This window comes from Amycolatopsis sp. NPDC003861, assembly GCF_053605405.1.
Genome location: NZ_JBSGJD010000010.1, coordinates 1 through 16,151, shown reverse-complemented (window position 1 = coordinate 16,151; position 16,151 = coordinate 1). Strand labels below are relative to the sequence as shown.

General features: G+C 68.8%; 13 protein-coding genes. 5 read left to right on the top strand and 8 right to left on the bottom strand.

Features of this window, described 5'->3' with window-relative positions:
* Positions 1–5: 5 nt before the first annotated feature.
* The 6 genes from ACWEVN_RS04720 to ACWEVN_RS04695 all read right to left on the bottom strand — a co-directional run bounded on the left by ACWEVN_RS04720 (position 6) and on the right by ACWEVN_RS04695 (position 7,102).
* Positions 6–995 carry an ABC transporter ATP-binding protein gene (locus ACWEVN_RS04720; RefSeq protein WP_449682595.1) on the bottom strand — a complete coding sequence of 330 codons (990 nt, stop codon included), beginning with the start codon at positions 993–995 and terminating at the stop codon, positions 6–8.
* Positions 992–1,975 carry an ABC transporter permease gene (locus tag ACWEVN_RS04715; protein WP_452050281.1) on the bottom strand — a complete coding sequence of 328 codons (984 nt, stop codon included), beginning with the start codon at positions 1,973–1,975 and terminating at the stop codon, positions 992–994. Before ACWEVN_RS04715 ends, ACWEVN_RS04720 begins: the two co-directional genes overlap by 4 nt.
* Before the next feature lies 1 nt (position 1,976).
* Entirely contained in the window at positions 1,977–2,957 is a 981-nt protein-coding gene (locus tag ACWEVN_RS04710; protein ID WP_449682594.1) for an ABC transporter permease, read from the bottom strand.
* Positions 2,954–4,021: an ABC transporter ATP-binding protein gene (locus ACWEVN_RS04705; RefSeq protein WP_449682593.1), complete on the bottom strand. Its 1,068-nt coding sequence runs from the start codon at positions 4,019–4,021 to the stop codon at positions 2,954–2,956. The genes ACWEVN_RS04710 and ACWEVN_RS04705 overlap by 4 nt, the downstream gene beginning before the upstream one ends.
* Positions 4,022–4,038: 17 nt before the next feature.
* Complete coding sequence (locus tag ACWEVN_RS04700) at positions 4,039–5,709, bottom strand: ABC transporter substrate-binding protein (RefSeq protein ID WP_449682592.1); 1,671 nt, start codon at positions 5,707–5,709, stop codon at positions 4,039–4,041.
* A gap of 205 nt (positions 5,710–5,914) precedes the next feature.
* Positions 5,915–7,102 (bottom strand): ROK family transcriptional regulator, encoded by a 1,188-nt coding sequence (locus tag ACWEVN_RS04695; RefSeq protein ID WP_449682591.1) that lies wholly within the window; start codon positions 7,100–7,102, stop codon positions 5,915–5,917.
* Between the two features lie 132 nt (positions 7,103–7,234).
* On the opposite strand from ACWEVN_RS04695, the gene ACWEVN_RS04690 reads away from it, so the two are divergent.
* Complete coding sequence (locus ACWEVN_RS04690; protein ID WP_449682590.1) at positions 7,235–8,470, top strand: ROK family transcriptional regulator; 1,236 nt, start codon at positions 7,235–7,237, stop codon at positions 8,468–8,470.
* A gap of 3 nt (positions 8,471–8,473) precedes the next feature.
* Here the strand turns inward: ACWEVN_RS04690 and ACWEVN_RS04685 are convergent, their stop codons facing one another.
* On the bottom strand, positions 8,474–8,671 hold the full coding sequence (locus tag ACWEVN_RS04685; RefSeq protein ID WP_452050280.1) for a hypothetical protein: 198 nt from the start codon (positions 8,669–8,671) through the stop codon (positions 8,474–8,476).
* 659 nt (positions 8,672–9,330) lie between these two features.
* Between ACWEVN_RS04685 and ACWEVN_RS04680 the strand changes: the two genes are divergently transcribed.
* From ACWEVN_RS04680 to ACWEVN_RS04665, 4 genes are read left to right on the top strand one after another with little or no spacing between them, the layout of a single operon-like run.
* Entirely contained in the window at positions 9,331–10,542 is a 1,212-nt protein-coding gene (locus ACWEVN_RS04680; protein ID WP_449682588.1) for a family 16 glycosylhydrolase, read from the top strand.
* 24 nt (positions 10,543–10,566) lie between these two features.
* Positions 10,567–11,634 (top strand): ricin-type beta-trefoil lectin domain protein, encoded by a 1,068-nt coding sequence (locus ACWEVN_RS04675; protein ID WP_449682587.1) that lies wholly within the window; start codon positions 10,567–10,569, stop codon positions 11,632–11,634.
* Positions 11,631–13,490, top strand: coding sequence for a ricin-type beta-trefoil lectin domain protein (locus tag ACWEVN_RS04670; protein WP_452050279.1), 1,860 nt, complete (start codon positions 11,631–11,633; stop codon positions 13,488–13,490). The genes ACWEVN_RS04675 and ACWEVN_RS04670 overlap by 4 nt, the downstream gene beginning before the upstream one ends.
* On the top strand, positions 13,487–14,845 hold the full coding sequence (locus ACWEVN_RS04665) for a ricin-type beta-trefoil lectin domain protein (RefSeq protein ID WP_452050278.1): 1,359 nt from the start codon (positions 13,487–13,489) through the stop codon (positions 14,843–14,845). Before ACWEVN_RS04670 ends, ACWEVN_RS04665 begins: the two co-directional genes overlap by 4 nt.
* Before the next feature lie 228 nt (positions 14,846–15,073).
* Here the strand turns inward: ACWEVN_RS04665 and ACWEVN_RS04660 are convergent, their stop codons facing one another.
* On the bottom strand, positions 15,074–15,916 hold the full coding sequence (locus tag ACWEVN_RS04660; protein WP_452050277.1) for a transposase family protein: 843 nt from the start codon (positions 15,914–15,916) through the stop codon (positions 15,074–15,076).
* Positions 15,917–16,151: the final 235 nt, after the last annotated feature.

Sequence of the window (16,151 nt, the reverse complement as noted above, 5' to 3'; positions counted from 1 at the left end):
GGCGTTCAGGAAGTGACGGGGTGCAGCCAGCACGCCACTTCGCGCGCCGGGTCGCCGGGCGTGCCCAGCAGCGGCACGCGGTCGGGGCACGGCTCGAAAGCCTTGGGGCACCGCGGGTGGAACGCGCAGCCGGACGGCATCCCGCGCGTGTCCGGCGGCGATCCGGGGATCCCGGACAGTTCGCGCCGCGGCCCCCGCAGGGCGGGGAACGAGTTGAGCAGGCCGTGGCTGTACGGGTGCAGCGCGTCCCGGTAGAGGTCCGCCGCCGGCGCCTGCTCGACGATCCGGCCGCCGTACATGATCGCGATCCGGTCCGAGAACTCCACCAGCAGCGACAGGTCGTGCGTGATGAACAGGACCGAGAACCCCAGCCGTTCGCGCAGTTCCACGAGCTGGCCGAGGATCTGCCGCTGCATCACGACGTCGAGCGCGGTCGTCGGCTCGTCCATGATGACGATCCGCGGTTCCAGCGCGAGCGCCATCGCGATCATCACCCGCTGTCGCATCCCGCCGGACAGCTGGTGCGGGTACGCCTCCAGCCGGTCGGCCGAAATCCCCACCAGCTTCAGCAGGTCGCGAGCCCGCGCGATCCGGCCCGCGCGGGTCGTGCCCGGCTCGTGCGCCTTGATGACGTCGACGAGCTGCGTGACCACCTTGTGCACCGGGTTCAGCGAGTTCATCGCACCTTGGAACACAATGGACGTTTCGGCCCACCGGAAGTCCCGCAGCTGCTTGTGCGTCAGGCGGAGGACGTCGTACGGCTCGCCGTCGGCGGGGTGGTAGATCACCTCGCCGCCACGGATGACGCCCGGCGGCGCGAGCAGCCGAGTCAGCCCGTAGGCCAAAGTGGACTTGCCGCTGCCGCTTTCCCCGGCCAGGCCGAGGACTTCGCCGCGGTGCAGCGTCAGGTGCACGTCCCGGACCGCGCGCACGGCCTCGTCGCCGACGCCGTAGTCGACGTCCAGGCCCTTGATCTCCAGCACCGGGTCCATCATGGTCGTTCCTCCCGCCCGAGCACGGGCGTGAAGCCCACCCGCATGCGATGCGTCTTCCCGTCGGCGCCGCGCACGCGGGCCTTGCCGCTGCCGCGCAACCGCGGGCTGACGAACTCGTCGATGCCGAAGTTGAGCAGGGACAACGCGGTGCCGAGGATGGCGATCGCCAGCCCGGCGGGCACGAACCACCACCACGCGCCCTGCGCGAGCGCCTGCTGGCTCTGGGCCCAGAACAGAATGGTGCCCCAGTTCCAGTTGGACAGTCCCGAGACGCCGACGAAGGCCAGGGTGATCTCCGACATCACGGCGAAGATCACCGTGCCGACGAAGCTGGACGCGATCACCGCGGTCAGGTTCGGCAGGATCTCGAAGAAGATGATCCGCCAGGTCGACTCGCCGGTCGCCCGGGCCGCTTCGACGTACTCCCGGCTGCGCAACGACAGCGTCTGCGCCCGGAGCACCCGCGCGCCCCACGCCCACGACGTGCAGCCGATGATCACCGCCACCAGGATGTCGCCACCGCCCGGCACCGCGCTGCCGATGATGATGATCAGCGGCAGCGCCGGGATCACCAGGAACACGTTGGACAGAGCGGAGAGACCCTCGCCGGGTGTGCCGCCGAGGTACCCGGACGTCACGCCGACGATCACCGCGAGGATGGTCGCCACGATCCCGGCGGCCAGCCCGACCAGCATGACGCTGCGCGTGCCGACCACGACCTGGCTGAAGATGTCCTGGCCGAGGTGGGTGGTGCCGAACCAGTGCCGTCCCGACGGCGACTCCAGCAGGTCACTGCTGCGGGCCGACGGGTCGTACGGTGCGATCCACTCCCCGATGATCGCGATGACCACGAAGAAGACGATGACGGCGAGGCCGGTGGCGGTCTTGCCGCCGGTGAGGAACCGGAAGCGGCGCCGGCGGGCGACCGCTTCGAGTGGGAGGGCCTGGGCGGCCTTGACGTCCGCCGCGGGTACGGCCATGTCAGCCCTCCTTCCGGGTGCGCGGGTCGAGTGCGAGGTAGGCGACGTCGGCGAGCAGGTTGGCCACCAGCACCGAGAGCGTGATGATCAGGAAGATGCCCTGCATCAGCGGGTAGTCCTGCGAGCCGACCGCCTGGAACAGCTGGTAGCCGACACCCGGGTAGGAGAAGACGATCTCCACCAGCAGCGTCCCGCCGACGATGAACCCGAGCGCCAGCGCGAAGCCGGACACGCTGGGCAGCAGCGCGTTGCGCGCCGCGTACCCGACCATCACCCGGCGTTCCGGCAGGCCCTTGGCGTGCGCGACGGTGACGTAGTCCTCCGACGCGACGGTGACCATCATGTTGCGCATGCCGAGGATCCAGCTGCCCATCGAGCTGATCAGGATGGTCAGCGCGGGCAGCAGGCTGTGCTGGATCGCGCTGCCGATGAACTCGCCGTCCCAGCCCGGGACGGTGCCCGGGTCGTAGCCGCCGGACGACGGGAAGAAGCTGCCCGGGCCGGCCAGGATCGTCAGCGCGATCAGGCCGAGCCAGAAGTACGGGATCGACGAGAGGAACGTCGTCACCGGCAGCAGGCCGTCGACCCACGAGCCGCGCTTCCAGCCGGCGACCACGCCGAGCCCGGTGCCGAGCGCGAAGCCGACGACCGTGGTGATGCCGACCAGGATGATCGTCCACGGCAGGCTGTCGGTGAGCAGGTCGGAGACCGGCGTCGGGAAGAACGTGAACGAGATCCCGAGGTCACCGCGGAAGAGCTGGCCCCAGTAGTCGAAGTACTGGGAGATCAGGCTTTCGTTCTTGTCGAGTCCGAAGAGGACGTACAGCGACTCGATGGCGTCCGCGCTGATCATGCCCTGGTTCTTCGCGATCAGCGACTGCACCGGGTCGCCGGGGATCATCCGCGGGATGAAGAAGTTGATGGTGACGGCGGCCCACGCGGTGAAGAGGTAGAAGCCGAGCCGTTGCAGCAGGTACCTCATCGGGCGGCCCCGTCGTAGAGCCAGCAGGCGGTCCAGTGCCCCGGCGCGTCGCCGACGTCGAACCGCGGCGGCAGCTCGGTCTCGCACCGGGCCAGGGCCACCGGGCAGCGCGGGTGGAACCGGCAGCCCGGCGGCGGGTCGATCAGGCTCGGCGGTTCGCCGGAGCCGCGTTCGGCCGGCGTCTCCGCGGGGTCGCCGCCGTCCGCGATCCGGTCCGGGTCGGGCGCGGATTCGATGAGCAGCCGGGTGTACGGGTGCGCCGGCCGCTGCGTGATGGTCTCGCTGTCGCCGCCTTCGACCATCCGGCCCGCGTACATCACCATCGTGTCGTCGGCGAAGTAGCGCGCGGACGCGATGTCGTGCGTGATGTACAGGATGGCCAGGTGCAGGCGTTCCTTGAGGTCCCGCAGCAGGTTCAGCACGCCGAGCCGGATGGAGACGTCCAGCATGGACACCGGCTCGTCGGCCAGCAGGGCCTCCGGGTCGGCGCCGAGCGCCCGCGCGATCGCGACGCGCTGGCGCTGGCCGCCGGACAGCTCGTGCGGGAACTTGTCGATGTACCGCTCGGGCGGGGTCAGCTGGACGCGCGCGAGCAGCTCGTGCAGCGACTGCTCGAGGTCGTCGCCGGCCCGGCCGTGGATCTTCAGGGCCCGCGTCAGGTGGTAGCGCACGGTGTGCACCGGGTTCAGCGACGCGAACGGGTCCTGGAAGATCATCTGGACGCGGCGGGCGTAGGCGCGGAACGCCTTGCCGCGCTTGACGTCGATGCTGTCGCCGTGCAGCCGGATGTCGCCGCCGGTGCGTGGGTAGAGGCCGGCGAGCAGCCGCGCGACCGTCGACTTGCCCGAGCCGGACTCGCCGACCAGCGCGGTGACGCGGCCACGCCGGAGCGTCAGGCTCACGTCGTCGACGGCCTGGATGCTGCGGCGTGGCCCGGTCAGGGCGGCCCGGCCTTTGCGGCGGACCGGGAAGTGTTTGGTGAGGCCCGCGGCCTCGAGGACCACGGGGAGGTCCCCCTCCGACCCGACGGCGACGGGGTCGGAGGGGGACTGCTCGGTCGTCACGGCTGAATCCGCCATCGTCAGGCCGCGGGCTTGAGGTGCAGGACGATGTCGAGCGCGTTGCGCAGCGTCGGCTGGGCCGGCGCGTACGGGTTGGCGTCGTCGGGCCAGCCGACCCAGTTCTTCGTGCTGTACTCGCCGCCGGAGTTGGCCGCCGACGTGGGGATCATCGGCTGCTGCTCGATCATGATCTTCTGCAGCGTCGCCATGGCCGCGGTGCGGGCGGCGTCGTCCTCGGCGTTGGCGTAGGTTTCCAGGGCCTTGGTCGCCTCGTCGTTCTTGTAGCGGCCGTAGTTGCCGTTGATGCCGCCCTGGCCGGTCGGCTTGTAGCGGTTGCCGTCCATGACGTCGCGGTACATGTCGTACGGCGTCGACCCGTCGTTGGTCCAGTGCATCAGGCCCTCGAAGTCACCGGTGTCGACCGACTTCATCCAGGCGTCCTGGTTCATCTTCTCGACCGTGGCGGTGATGCCGATCTGCGCCAGGTTGTCCTTGATGATCTCCAGGTCGGTGATGTAGTCCGACCAGCCGGACGGGACGGTCAGCTTGATCGTGACCGGCTTGCCGCTCGGGTCGGCCAGCTTGTCGCCGGTGAACTTGTAGCCCGCGCCGGTCAGCAGCGACTTCGCGCCCGGGACGTCGACCTGGACCGTCTGGCCCTTGTACTGCGGCGCGATGAACGGGTCGCCCGCCGGGGTCGGGATGCCGGTGACCTGGTCGTTCTTCGGGTAGAAGTAGCCGGCCTCGCCCTGGTTGAAGATGTCGTCGCGGTTGATCACCTTGTTGATCGCCTGGCGCAGCTTCGCGTCGTTCCAGGGCGCCTTCTCGGTGTTGAACCACAGGCCGTGCACGGCCAGCTGCGCGGGGAACCACAGCTTGTAGTGCTGCGGGTCCTTGTTCGTGTAGACGGCCTTGTAGTTCGGGATGAACACGAAGCTCCACTCGGCCGCACCGTTGACCAGCGCGTTGACCTGCGCGTTGTTGTCGGTGTAGGAGGTGTAGCGGATCTCCTTGACCTTCGGCGCCTCCTGCCAGTAGCCGCTGTCGCGCCGCACGACGATCATCGTCTGCGGGGTGGCCGACTTGAGCGTGTACGGGCCGGTGCCGATCGGGTTCTTGACGAGGTCGAGCGCCGGGTCCTTGACGTCCTTCCAGACGTGCTTCGGCACGACGAGCGTCTGCAGGATCTTGACCTGGTTGACGAACTGCGAGTTGTCGAAGGCCAGGGTGACCTGGTTGCCGGCCGCGGTGATGTCCTTGTACGGCACGGCGTCGACGTTCAGCGCCTTGTTGTCGCGCAGCAGCTGGAAGGTGTAGGCGACGTCCTCGGCGGTCATCGGCTGGCCGTCGGAGAACTTGACGTTGTCACGGACGGTCAGGACCAGCTTCTTGTAGTTGTCCGACCAGTCCCACTTCGTGGCCAGCCACGGCTTGCCCGGTTCCTGCGGCTTGACGCGGTTGAGCATGACGAGGGGCTCGTAGATCATCCACCGGTAGCCCATGTTCGACAGGGCGGACGTCTCCAGGAACGGGTTGTTGTTCTCCGCCTGCGGGCCGTCCGGCTTGCCGACGTTGAGCACGGCGTCGGGATTGCTCTGGGCGGCGTTCGAACTGCCGCCGCTGCACGCGGTCAGGCCTCCGACGGCCATCACGGCTACGAGCGCTGCGACGATGGAGCGCTTGACTCGCATCGGTTCCTCCTGGTCATCGACGACTACTTGCTGTCGACTGGTAGCGAGCCCCGACCGCCGGCGACCGAACGACGCCCCGAAGTCAACCCGGGTGACTCGGGTCACGTCAATAACACGGCGGTAACGTTTTGTACCTAAGTTTAAGTGCTGAAAGAACGGCCGGTCTGAACCTATTGGTCGGACGATTCCTTGCAAGGCAAGGGTTTCAGCCGGTCCGGCCGCCGTTCGCCAGCAGCTGGGCGATCGGCAGGGTGGCCGCGCCGAGCGCGACCGCCTCCGGCCCGAGCCGGCCCAGGACGACCTCGGTGCGCTCGGCCAGGTAGTCCAGGGCGTGCCGGCCGACGGCGTCCCGGACCGCGGGCAGGATCGCCGGTCCCATGATCGCCCCCGCGGAGCCGGAAAGCACCACCCGATCGGGGCTGAGGAGGTTGATCAGATTCGCGATGCCGATGCCCAGGTACTCGCCGGTTTCGGCGAGCACGTCGGCGGCCGGGCCGCCCCGTGGGGCTTCGGCCACGATCCGTGCCAGCTCGACGTCGCTTTCGTCCCCGATGACCGGTTCCTTGCCGACGCGGGCGGCGTAGTGGCGGACGACCGCCTCGGTGCCGACGTAGGCCTCCAGGCAGCCGTGCGAGCCGCACCGGCAGGCCGCGCCGGCCGCCTTGACGACGGTGTGACCCCACTCGCTGGTCGTGATGCCGGGGTGCGAGCGCCCGGCCGTCGCGACGGCCGCCCCGACGCCGACGCCGAGCAGGGCGACGATGGCGCGTTCGGCACCCCGGCCGGCCCCCCGCCAGGTCTCCGCCTGGCCGAGGGTGCGGGCGCGGTTGTCGAGGTGGAGGGGCGCCTGGATGTAGGGGTGGATCAGCTCGGCGAAGTCGACGCCGCGCCAGCCGAGGGTGGGCGCGTGCACGATCCCGCCGTCGCGGACCGCGCCCGGCACGCCGATGCCGACGCCGAACACCGCGTCCGGATCGCCGCCTTCGAGCACTTCGGCGATGCCGGTGCGCACCAGCCCGGCCACTTCGTCCGGGTCGAGCCGGGTACCGACCAGCGGGTGGCGCACGGTGCCGAGGGTGCCGAGCGCGCAGTCGAACAGGCCGACTTCGACGTGCGTCTCGCTGACGTCGACGCCCACGACCTGCCCGAAGTCCGGCCGCACGGCCAGCAGCGTCCGCGGCCGCCCGCCGTCCGATTCGACCGATCCGGCTTCGGCGACGACGCCGTCCGCGATGAGCTCGGAAACGACGTTGGTAACGGTGGCGGCCGACAGTCCCGATTCAGCTACCAGTTCCAGTCTGCTGACGGGACCGCGGAGGTAGAGCGAGGAGAGCAGCGCCGCGCGGTTGTGCCGCCTGAGGTCACGGGTCGTCTGGCGCACCACCTGGGTCACCGGGAGGATTCTGCCAGACCGCGGCCCCGCCACCATGGGTTCGGGACTTAGTTCACCACTTAATACATAGCCACAACTTACGGTGATCAGGCATCCTGTCAGTGAGCCGGTAAGAGTCCAGATGGGTTGCCCATGGCGAGCAAGCGCACCACCGTCCGCGATCTGCGGCGGCACAACCGATCCCTGCTGCTGTCGAAACTGTACTTCGACGGCCCGCTGTCGAGGCACGAACTCAGCCAGCTCACCGGATTGAGTGCCGCCACGGTCAGCAACGTGACCGCCGAACTGGGCGAAGAACGCCTGATCACCGAAGCCGGCCAGGTCGAATCGGACGGCGGCCGCCCCCGGGTGCTCCTGCGCGTGGACCCGGCGTACGGGCACGTCGCGGGCGTCGACATCGGCGAGACGGGCGTCAAGGTCGAGCTGTTCGACCTGGCGATGAACCGCCTGGCGACGGTCGAACACCCCCTCCCGAAGGCCCCGGACCCGGCAACGGCGGTCGAGCAGGTGACGTCCGGGCTGCGCGAGGTGTTCGCGAGCACGGGCATCGACGAGTCGGGCGTGCTCGGCGTCGGCATCGGCGTGCCGGGAACGGTCGAGCAGGGAGCGGAGGTGCTGGTCCACGCCCCGACGGTCGGCTGGGACGCGGTGCCGTTCGCCTCGCTGCTGGTCGACGCCGGCGTGGGCTTGCCGCTGTTCATCGACAACGGAGCGAAGACCCAGGGCCAGGCGGAGATGTGGTTCGGCGCGGGCCGCGGGGCGCGCCACGCGGTGATCGCCCTGCTCGGTTCGGGCGTCGGAGCGGCGGTGGTGACGGACGGAACGACGTACCGAGGCTCGACGAGCAGCGCGGGAGAGTGGGGCCACACAACGATCGCGTACGGCGGTCAGGAGTGCCGCTGCGGTTCACGCGGGTGTCTGGAGGCGTACATCGGCGCAGGAGCGGTCCTGGCGAGGTACCGCAGAGCACGCGGAAAGGACATATCGGGCGAGGACGAGCAGGCCCAGTTCTCGGCGTTGCTGGCGGCGGCCCCGAAGTCCAAGACGGCGGCCCGCGTACTCGACGAGACGGCGGGTTACTTGGGAGCGGGCATCGCAAACTTGATCAACTTGTTCAACCCGGAGCGCATAGTGATCGGCGGCTGGGCAGGCTTGGCATTGGGAGACCAGCTGCTACCACGCATCCGCGAGGCGGCGGGCGAGCACGCGCTGAGGCACCCGTTCAGCCAGACATCGATCCAGCTGGGGTCGCTGGGCTTGGACGCGGTGGCGACGGGAGCGGCGACACTGCCGGTGGCGGACCTGCTGGAGCAAGGGGCGACATCGAGGATCGCCAAGCCGGGAGCCCCGAAGTCCGACGCGGCGTGATGCTCAGCGCCGGGCTCTGAACCAGGCGAGGAGGAAGGTCACGCCGAGGAAGCCGGCGCAGAGGAAGAGGACTATCCCGCAGACGAGGTCGAGCGTGCTGGTGTGCGCCAGCGTCATCCACGCCCCGCCGACGGCGCCGAGCAGCATGACCACGGCAATGCCGAACGAGCCCCGCGGCATCGGCGGCTTTTCCTCGGTCACGTTCTCCCCCTCGTTCTTCGGACGTCCGACGAAGCCCTGGCACGGCCCACCCGGCAGCCCGCCCACCCGGCAGCCCGCCCACCCGGCAGCCCGCCCACCCGGCAGCCCACCCACCCAGGGGGTCCATCCCCGCTCCAGCGTATCGCCACCGCCCGACAGAAAGCGCGCAAAAGCCCCACCCGGCCCGCCTTGTCCACACCCCGCCCCAGTTGTGGACAAGGCGGCGACCGACCAAACCCGGCGCCGCCGAACCCCGCACCGCCGAACCCCGCACCGCCCGAACCCCGCACCGTCGAACCCCGCACCGCCGAACCCCGCACCGCCCGAACCATCGCAACTCGACCACAGGACCGTGCCCCACTCACCGGGAACCACCCTCACCAGCACCGCAACAAGCGCCCCGCCACGAACCCACCCTTAATTCGGGTTGAAAAAAAATGACCGCCCGACGGTTGCCCGGCTTGTCTGGACCATGCATACTTTGTTGCCAGACACAACAAAGCGCCCGCCGAGGCCCCGCGAGTCCGAGCCTGCTCAGGACCGCGAGCACCGGCTGATCGGTCGCGCCTGCCGCCGCCCCGGCATGCGGGACCCTCCCCTCCCCGCGTTCCGTGCTGCGCGCGGAACGCCGTTCCCCCACGGTGAAAGAGGCGACAACGATGTCCACCTCCAAAAAGAACCGCTGGGCGGCACTCCTCGCCGCCTCCGCGCTGCTGTTCCTCGGGCAGCAAGCCCTCACGATGACCCCCGCCGCCGCGGCGGCCACCTTCACCGACGACTTCAACGGCCCCGCGGGCGCCGGCGTCGACGGGTCGAAGTGGCAGCTCGAAACCGGCGACAACGTCAACAACCACGAGCGGCAGTACTACACCTCCGGCACCAACAACGCCCAGCTCGACGGGCAGGGCCACCTCGTCATCACCGCCAAGAAGGAAAACCCCGGCAACTACAACTGCTGGTACGGCCGCTGCGAGTACACCTCCGCCCGCCTCAACACCGCCGGCAAGTTCAGCCAGGCCTACGGCCACTTCGAGACGCGCATGAAACTGCCGCGCGGGCAGGGCATGTGGCCGGCCTTCTGGATGCTCGGCGGCGGGAACTGGCCGACCGACGGCGAAATCGACATCATGGAGAACGTCGGGTTCGAGCCGAACACCGTGCACGGCACCATCCACGGCCCCGGCTACTCCGGCTCCGGCGGCATCGGCGCGGCCTACAACGGCCCGAACTTCTCCGACGACTTCCACACCTACGCCATCGACTGGGCACCCAACCAGATCAAGTGGTACGTCGACGGCAACCTCTACCAGACGCGCACGCCGTCGGACCTGAACGGCAACCGCTGGGTCTACGACCACAACTTCTTCATCATCCTCAACCTGGCCGTCGGCGGGTACTGGCCCGGCGACCCCAACAGCAGCACGCAGTTCCCGCAGCAGCTGATCGTCGACTACGTGCACGTCACCAACTCCTCGAGCCAGGGCGGCGGCCGGACCGGCACGATCACCGGCATCGGCGGCAAGTGCGTCGACGTCGCCGGCGCGAACTCCGCCAACGGCACGCCGATCCAGATCACCGACTGCAACGGCAACGCCGCGCAGAACTGGACCGTCGGCACCGACGGCACCATCCGCGCCCTCGGCAAGTGCATGGACGTGAGCGCGGCAGGCACCGCGGACGGCACCCCGGTGCAGCTCTACGACTGCAACGGAACCGGCGCCCAGCAATGGGTCGTGACCGGCGCGAAGGACATCGTGAACCCCAACGCCAACAAGTGCCTCGACGCCACCGGGAACTCGAGCGCGAACGGCACCCGTCTGCAGATCTGGACCTGCGGCGGCGGCGCGAACCAGAAGTGGACCACTCCCTGAGCTCGACCCCACAAGGAGATTCCAGTGCGGCGAATCCTCGTCGCGCTAATGGGGTGCGCCCTGTTAGCGCTTTCCTTCCTCACGACCGGGTCCGCTCAGGCCGCGGTCGACGCGGGCCCGTCGGCGAGCCAGCTGCTCGCGAAAACCCAATCCTGTCAACAGATCTCGAACGGCAAGTATTCCTTCGACGAAGGCGGCGCGGCCACCGTGCCCGTCTGCCAGGCGAACGGCGCGGTGTTCTTCAAAGCCGACATGGACATCGACTGCGACGGCGTCCGCACGACGCAGTGCAACGAGAACACCGACTGCTGCTTCTACCCCGACACCGCGTTCCACACTTCGACCGACCAACCGCTCAACGCGGCACAGCTGCCGTACATCGTCCTGCCTCAGCCGACGTCCACCTGGGACTACCGCAACTACGGCATCGACGGCGGTTCGGTCGTGGCGGTGATCTACAATAACCAGGTCACCTACGCCGTGGTCGGCGACACCGGCCCGACGAGCATCATCGGTGAGGCGTCCTACGCCACCGCCGTCAGCCTCGGCATCAACCCCGACCCGAAGAACGGCGGCACCGAGGGACCGGTGACGTACATCGTCTTCCCGAACACGCACGTCAACCCGATCGAGAACCACGCCAACGCGGTCAGCCTCGGCGAGCAGGTCGCGACGCAGTTCGCCGGCGGCACCACGCCGCCGCCCACGCAGAACGCCGGCCCGATCACCGGCATCGGCGGCAAGTGCGCCGACGTCGCCGGGGCGAACAACGCCAACGGCACCGCCGTCCAGCTCTACGACTGCAACGGCACGAACGCTCAACAGTGGACAGTCGGCAGCGACGGGACCGTGCAGGCACTGGGCAAGTGCCTCGACGTCACCAGCGCCGGCACCGCGAACGGCACGCCGACCCAGCTCTGGGACTGCAACGGCTCGAACGCCCAGAAGTGGACGGCCAACGCGGCCGGCAACCTCGTGAACACCGGCTCCGGCAAGTGCCTCGACGCCACCGGCAACTCCAGCGCCAACGGCACCCGGCTCCAGATCTGGACCTGCGGGTCCGGCGCGAACCAGAAGTGGACGCTCCCATGAGAAAACGCTCTCTCGCCGCACTGGCCGGGGTGACGGCGATCGCCGCCGCCACCTTCGCCGCGCCCGCGCAAGCCGCGGGTGAAACGGTCAACATCTGGCTCACCACGACCAGCGACGCCGGCGGCCGCCAGGTCACCCGCGGCCTCCAGCAGCAGACGCCGGTGACGTTCGCCGCCGGCACCGGCAGCGGTGGCGTGACCATCAACGTCAACGAAAACACCACCTACCAGCAGTTCGAGGGTGGTGGAGCGTCCTTTACGGACACCGCGGCCTGGCTGATGAACTCCAGCGGCGCGCTTTCCCAAGCCACCCGCGACGACACGATGCGGAAGCTGTTCGACCCGAACAACGGCATCGGGCTGAGCTTCATCCGCAACCCGCTCGGCGCGTCCGACCTGGCCCGCTACAGCTACACCTTCGACGACATGCCGGCCGGCCAGACCGACCCGAACCTGACGCATTTCTCGATCGCCCACGACCAGGCCGACGTGCTGCCGCTGACCAAGCAGGCCAAGCAGCTCAACCCCCAGGCCAAGGTGATGGCGTCGCCGTGGAGCGCGCCGCCGTGGATGAAGGACAACGACAGCTACCTGCTCGGCTGGGTCGAATCGCAGTACTACCCGGCCTACGCGCAGTACTTCGTCAAGTACCTCCAGGCCTACCGGGCCTCGGGCGTGCCGATCGACTACGTCTCGATGCAGAACGAGCCGACCTGCTGCGCGAGCTACCCGTCGACCAACTGGAACGGCGCCGGCCTGGCGTACTTCGCGAAGAACAACCTGCTGCCCGCGCTCCAGAACGCCGGTCTGTCCACAAAGGTCCTCGCTCTCGACTGGAACTGGGACACCTACGCCTCCTACGGCGCGCCCACATTGGACGATGCGGCGATCCGCAACCACCCGAACTTCGGGGGCGTGGCCTGGCACGGCTACGGCGGCGACATCGCCCAGCAGACGACGACGCACAACCAGTACCCCAACGTCAACGCCTACTCGACCGAGCACTCCGGCGGCACCTGGATCTCGAACCAGCAGGCCGAGGACATGAACAACATCGTCGACTACACCCGCAACTGGTCGAAGAGCGTGACCAAGTGGAGTCTCGCCGTCGACCAGAACATGGGCCCGCACAACGGCGGCTGCGGCACCTGCACCGGCCTGATCACCGTCCACAACGGAGACTCCCGCAGCGGGCAGGTCGACTACACCGTCGAGTACTACACCATGGGCCACTTGACGAAGTTCGTGAAGCCGGGCGCCTACCGGATCGACTCGAACGACAGCTCGGCCGTCCGCAACGTCGCCTGGAAGAACCCCGACGGCTCCAAGGCGCTGGTCGCGTACAACTCCGGCACCGGAAACCAGAGCGTGCGGGTGAACTGGGGCAACTCGTCGTTCACCTACACCCTGCCCGGCCGCACCTCGGCGACGTTCACCTGGAGCGGCAACCAGGGCAACGGCGGCGGTACCGGCAAGACCGGCCCGATCACCGGCCTCGGCGGCAAGTGCATCGACGTCGCCGGCGCGAGCAACGCCAACGGCACCGCGGTCCAGCTCTACGACTGCAACGGCTCAGGCGCTCAACAGTGGACAGTCGGCACCGACGGAACCCTGAAGGCGCTCGGCAAGTGCCTCGACGTCACCGGACAGTCCACAGCGGACGGAGCCCAGCTCCAGCTGTGGGACTGCGGCGGCACGGCCAACCAGCGGTGGGCGGCCACCGCGGCCCGGGACCTCGTCGGCGCGGGCTCGAACAAGTGCGTCGACGCGACCGGAAACTCCAGCGCCAACGGCACCCGGTTGCAGATCTGGACCTGCACCGGTGCCGCCAACCAGAAGTGGAACGTGCCCGCATGAAGAAAACAGCAGTATTCGGCGCCCTGATCGCCGCCTCGGCGCTGGTGCTCGCACCGGGCGTCGCCCAGGCGGCGACCGGGCCGATCACCGGCATCGCCGGCAAGTGCGTCGACGTCAACGCGGCGAGCAACGCCAACGGAACCGCCGTCCAGCTCTACGACTGCAACGGAACGAACGCTCAACAGTGGACAGTCGGCAGCGACGGTTCCCTGCAGGCACTGGGCAAGTGCCTCGACGTCACCAGCGCCGGCACCGCCAACGGCACGACGATCCAGCTCTGGGACTGCAACGGCTCCGCCGCCCAGAAGTGGACGGCCAACGCGGCGAAGAACCTGGTCAACACCGGGTCCGGCAAGTGCCTCGACGCCACCGGCAACTCCAGCGCCAACGGCACCCGCCTGCAGATCTGGACCTGCGCGAGCACGGCCAACCAGCAGTGGACGCTGCCGAGCGGCGGCACCACTCCGCCGCCCGGACCGGGCGTGATGGCCGTCGCGCCGTACCTCTACAACGGCTGGGGCGACCCGCCCAACCCGGCGACGATCCAGAACGCCACCGGCGTCAAGTGGTTCACGCTGGCGTTCATCCTCTCCAACGGCTACTGCAACCCGCAGTGGGACGGCAGCCGGGCGCTCACCGGCGGCGTCGACCAGAACACGATCAACACCGTCCGCGCGGGCGGCGGCGACGTCATCCCGTCGTTCGGCGGCTACTCCGGCAACAAGCTGGAGTCGTCGTGCGGCAGCGCGGGCGAGCTGGCGGCGGGCTACCAGAAGGTGATCAACGCCTACGGCCTCAAGGCGATCGACATCGACATCGAGGCCGACGCCTACAGCAACCCGACCGTGCAGCAGCGCACGGTCGACGCGCTGAAGACGGTTCGGGCGAACAACCCGGGCATCAAGCTCTACGTCACCTTCGGCACCGGCCAGTCCGGACCGGACAACAGCCTGGTCAACCGGGCGGCGCAGTCCGGCCTCACGGTCGACGGCTGGGTGATCATGCCGTTCGACTTCGGCGGCGCGGGCCAGAACATGGGCACGTTGACGCAGCGGGCGGCCGAGGGCCTGAAGAACGTCGTCAAGAGCGCGTACGGCTACGACGACGACACGGCCTACCGGCACATGGGCATCTCGTCGATGAACGGCATCACCGACAACAACGAGACGGTCACGCTCAACGACTTCAGCACGATCCTGGCCTACGCGAACACTCACCACCTGGCCCGGTTGACGTTCTGGTCGGCGAACCGGGACCGCCCATGCCCGGGCGGCTACCCGAACAATGACACCTGTTCCGGGGTTTCCCAGCAGGCGTGGGACTTCACGAGGATCTTCGCCCGCTACGCCGGCTGACGGCGACACCACGAAGGCCCGGCCGGGAACCCCGGCCGGGCCTTCTCGCGTAGGGCTGCCGGGCCGCGGCCCTGGGGAAGCGGCGACCCGGCAGCGTGGGGTCCCGCCGGCCGCTGGGGGTATCCGGCGGCGGGACCGCCACCGAGGTTATCGACCGCACGTCGCACGCGGCTCGTGCTCGGGTCGTCCGGACGTCAAACCCTGCCCAAACGCCCCAATGAGGTTTTCTCAGTAGCGCCCCTGGTGTTCGTGATGGGTCAGGACGAGTGCTGCTTGGACGATGGCGCCGATGCGGTGTGGGCAGAGGCTGATGCGGTGCAGGGCTGACCAGCGGGTTTTGAGGATGGCCATAGCGCGTTCGCCGAGGGCGCGTGCTCGGGATTGCAGCAGGTTGTAAACCCGTTGCCGGGCGTTGAGCAGGGGCTGAGCTGCGGTTTTCTTGACCGGGGTGCGGATCCCGATCCCGGCTGCGTGGTAGGCCTTGTCCGCCAGTGTCGGCAGGCCGTCGGCTGCGGCGGCGGTCAACGCGCCGGTGATGCCCAGGTCCCGGGCGGCGGAAAGGTCGTTGCGGGAGCCGGGCAGCACCTGCGAGACCCAGAGCGGGAACCCGTCCGGGGTGGCCAGGAACTGCACATTCCCGCCGAAGCTGCGGTGTTTGCCGGAGTACCACAGATGCACCGTGGCTCCCCGGTTTTTGCCTTTGGTTTTGATCGTGGTCGCCGCGACCCGGTCGCAGGAGATGAGGGTGCCGTCGAGGATGACGTGGGTGTCGCCGGCAGCGCGGCGGCCGGTAAGGACCTGCTGCAGGTCCGGGGCGCAGGCGGCGAGGGCGGTGATGGCTTCGTGCAGGTAGCGGTAGGTGGTAGCGAGGCTGATGCGGTGGTCGCCGGCGAGGCGGTGGATAGGGGTGGCGTCGCGGAACCAGCGCAGCGCCAGCACCGCCTGCCGGTACGGGGTCAGGGCGCGCCGGCCGCGGCGGGTGCCGCGCCGTAGCCGCTCGGTGTGCAGGACACCGGCGACGAACCAGACCAGCTCGCGCGCCACATCGAGCGTGGCACCATAATTGATCACGTGGGGCCTCTGGAACCTCGGACTTGATCTTCGCAAATCCAGTCCTACCAGGGGCCCCACGCCTCATCGCAGGCCAACACGCCTACCCGCCCGAGCCTTACTGAGAAAACCTCAATGTGGCGTTGGGTGCATCCAACGCACCCAATGAGGTTTTCTCAGTAGGGCTGGGTGGGGTGCGTGTTGCCGTGAGATGAGGCGTGGGGCCGCTGGTAGGACTGAGTTTGCGAAGACCAAG

Coding starts and splice junctions, on each gene's coding strand:
- ACWEVN_RS04720 (WP_449682595.1), bottom strand. CDS start 995: ATGATGGACCCGGTGCTGGAGATCAAGGGCCTGGACGTCGACTACGGC.
- ACWEVN_RS04715 (WP_452050281.1), bottom strand. CDS start 1,975: ATGGCCGTACCCGCGGCGGACGTCAAGGCCGCCCAGGCCCTCCCACTC.
- ACWEVN_RS04670 (WP_452050279.1), top strand. CDS start 11,631: ATGAGAAAACGCTCTCTCGCCGCACTGGCCGGGGTGACGGCGATCGCC.
- ACWEVN_RS04680 (WP_449682588.1), top strand. CDS start 9,331: ATGTCCACCTCCAAAAAGAACCGCTGGGCGGCACTCCTCGCCGCCTCC.
- ACWEVN_RS04710 (WP_449682594.1), bottom strand. CDS start 2,957: ATGAGGTACCTGCTGCAACGGCTCGGCTTCTACCTCTTCACCGCGTGG.
- ACWEVN_RS04700 (WP_449682592.1), bottom strand. CDS start 5,709: ATGCGAGTCAAGCGCTCCATCGTCGCAGCGCTCGTAGCCGTGATGGCC.
- ACWEVN_RS04690 (WP_449682590.1), top strand. CDS start 7,235: ATGGCGAGCAAGCGCACCACCGTCCGCGATCTGCGGCGGCACAACCGA.
- ACWEVN_RS04665 (WP_452050278.1), top strand. CDS start 13,487: ATGAAGAAAACAGCAGTATTCGGCGCCCTGATCGCCGCCTCGGCGCTG.